Genomic DNA, 2,866 nt, shown 5'->3' on the forward strand with positions numbered 1-2,866 from the left:
CCGCGGGACGATGCCGGCCGGCGTGACGAGGCCGCCGGCGACCGCCAGGCTCAGCTTGTCGCCTGGCTTCACGCCCAGCGAGCGCGCCAGTTCGCCGCCCAGCACGATGCCCCAGCCGCCCGGCTGCAGCTTGGACAGCGTGCTGTCCTTGATCTGCCGGGCGAGGTCGGTGACGGTGGCCTCGTCGTTCGGCGAGATGCCGCGGATGACGACGCCGCGCATGTCGTCGCCGCGCGCGATCAAGGCCTGCGAGGCGATGAAGGGCGCGGCCCCGATGACCTCTTTGTTCTCGCGCGCCTTGGCGGCCGTCGCGTGCCAGTCGGGCAGCGCCGTGCCCTGCGCGTCGTAGATTTCGACGTGGGCGACGACCGAGAGCATGCGGTCGCGCACTTCCTTCTGGAAGCCGTTCATCACCGACAGCACGATGATGAGCGCGGCGACGCCGAGCGCGATGCCGAGCATCGAGACGCCGGAGATGAAGGAAATGAAGCCGTTGCGGCGGGTGGCGCGGCCGGCGCGGGTGTAGCGCCAGCCGAGAACCAGCTCGTAAGGAAGTGCCATCAGCGGGGCCGGAGGGGGGTGTGCATCGCCGGGGATTGTGGCATCCCCGACAATACGGCTGTGTCAGACGGTGTCCACTTGATCGTTCCTTTCGCCGCGTGCGCGTCCGAGGCCTGCGCGCGGGCGCTGCCCGGGTTGCAACTGCCCCAGCTGCGCCGGCTGCTGGGACGGCTCGGTGCGCCCGGGGTCGACCGGGGCACGGTCGACGACCTGTCGATGCCCCACGAACGCGCCTTTGCCCGGGCCTGCGGCCTGCCCGTGGCCGACGGCCTGCTGCCGCTGGCCGCCCTGCAGCTGCGCCACGACGGGCGCCTGGTGGCCGACGAGCCCTGGGCCTGGATCACGCCCAGCCACTGGCGGGTGGCGCGCGACCACATCGTGATGGCGCACCCGCAGGAACTGCAGCTCGATGGCGACGATTCGCGGGCCTTGCTGGCGCTGATGGCGCCGTACTTCGCCGAGGACGGCATCCACCTGGAATACCAGGCGCCGCTGCGCTGGCTGGCGCGCGGCGAGCTGTTTCGCGCGCTGCCCACCGCTTCGCTGGACCGCGTGGTGGGTCGCACCGTCGACGGCTGGATGGCCGGCGGCGACGCCGGCCGCCCGCTGCGGCGGCTGCAGCAGGAAATGCAGATGCTGCTGTACACGGTGCCGCTGAATGACGAGCGCCAGCGCGCCGGCCTGCTGCCGGTCAATTCGTTCTGGGTCAGCGGCAACGGCGCCCTGCCGGCCGACGCCCCGCCCCCGTCGCCCGCCGGCGCGCAGGTCGCGCAGCAACTGCGCGATGCCGCCCTGGCCGACGACGGTGCGGCCTGGGCCGCCGCCTGGCAGCAGCTGGATGCGCGCGAAGGCCCCCGGCTGCAGGCGGCGCTGGACCAGGGGCACAGCGTGCGGCTGACGCTCTGCGGCCAGGCAAATTCCCGCAGCTGGGCGTCGCCGGGCGCCAGCGTGTGGCGCCGCCTGGGGTCTTTGCTGTCCCCGCCCTCGATTGCTGGCATGCTCGGCGGCCTGTGAAGATCATTCCAAGAGACATCCCCCCGCGCGCAGCCTGGGCACTCGAGCAGGCGGGCATCCACCCGCTGCTGGCGCGCCTGTATGCCTCCCGCGGTGTCCTGGGCAAGGACGAACTGGACAACGGCCTGGGCCGGCTGCTGCCGCCGGCCGCCATGAAGGGCCTGCCGCAGGCGGCCGCCCTGCTGGCCGACGCGATTGCGGCGGGCCACCGGATCTGCATCGTGGCCGACTACGACTGCGACGGCGCCACCGCCTGCGCGGTGGCCGTGCGCGGATTGCGGCTGCTGGGCGCGCAGTACGTGGACTACCTGGTGCCGGACCGCGTCGTCGACGGCTACGGCCTGACCGCGCCGATCGCGCAGCGGGTCAAGGCGCAAGGCGCCGACGTGCTGGTCACGGTGGACAACGGCATTGCCAGCCTGGAAGGGGTGGCCGCCGCGCTGCAGCTGGGGCTGCAGGTTCTGGTGACCGACCACCACCTGCCCGGCCCGGTGTTGCCGGCCGGCGCGCTGATCGTCAACCCGAACCAGCCGGGCTGCGACTTCGAGAGCAAATCGATCGCCGGGGTCGGGGTGATGTTCTACGTGTTGCTGGCATTGCGCGCCGAACTGCGCGCGCGCGGCGTCTTCAGCGAGCAGACCCAGCCCAAGCTGGACGCCCTGCTGCCGCTGGTGGCGCTGGGCACGGTGGCCGACGTGGTCAAGCTCGATGCCAACAACCGCCGGCTGGTGGCGCAGGGCTTGAAGCGCGTTCGCGCCGGCGCCCTGCCCTGCGGCCTGGCCAGCCTGTTCACGGTGGCGGCGCGCAAGGCGCCGGTCGCCACCACGTTCGACTTCGGTTTTGCCCTCGGCCCGCGCATCAATGCGGCCGGCCGGCTGGCCGACATGACGCTGGGCATCGAGTGCCTGCTGACCGACGACCCGGCCCGCGCCGACGAACTGGCGCGCACGCTGGACGGCATCAATCGCGACCGGCGCGAGATCGAGGGTGAGATGCGCGAGCAGGCCATGGCCATCGCCGAATCGCTGTTCGAGGAAGGCGACGAGCCGCCGCCGGCCATCTGCGTGTTCGACCCCGACTTCCACGAAGGCGTGGTCGGCATCGTCGCCTCGCGCATCAAGGACAAGCTGCATCGTCCGACCTTCGTGTTCGCGGCCAGCCAGGCGCCCGGACGCGAGCACGAGCTGAAAGGCTCGGGCCGCTCGATTCCGGGTTTCCACCTGCGCGATGCGCTCGACCTGGTGGCCAAGCGCCATCCGGGCGTGCTGCTGCGGTTCGGCGGGCACGCGAT

3 protein-coding genes are annotated in these 2,866 nt (G+C 72.1%); 2 read left to right on the forward strand and 1 reads right to left on the reverse strand.

The window, feature by feature from the left end; translation table 11 throughout:
• Window positions 1–561 (reverse strand): ABC transporter permease (locus JWP65_RS13015; RefSeq protein ID WP_299764364.1); only part of this gene is annotated, 561 nt, incomplete at its 3' end.
• Window positions 562–639: 78 nt separating this feature from the next.
• Between JWP65_RS13015 and JWP65_RS13020 the strand changes: the two genes are divergently transcribed.
• Complete coding sequence (locus tag JWP65_RS13020; RefSeq protein WP_299764366.1) at window positions 640–1,575, forward strand: phosphoglycerate mutase; 936 nt, start codon at window positions 640–642, stop codon at window positions 1,573–1,575.
• Window positions 1,572–2,866 (forward strand): DHH family phosphoesterase (locus JWP65_RS13025; RefSeq protein ID WP_299764368.1); only part of this gene is annotated, 1,295 nt, incomplete at its 3' end. The genes JWP65_RS13020 and JWP65_RS13025, both read left to right, overlap by 4 nt.

Source organism: Ramlibacter sp., assembly GCF_028292805.1.
Taxonomy (GTDB): Bacteria; Pseudomonadota; Gammaproteobacteria; order Burkholderiales; family Burkholderiaceae_C; genus Ramlibacter.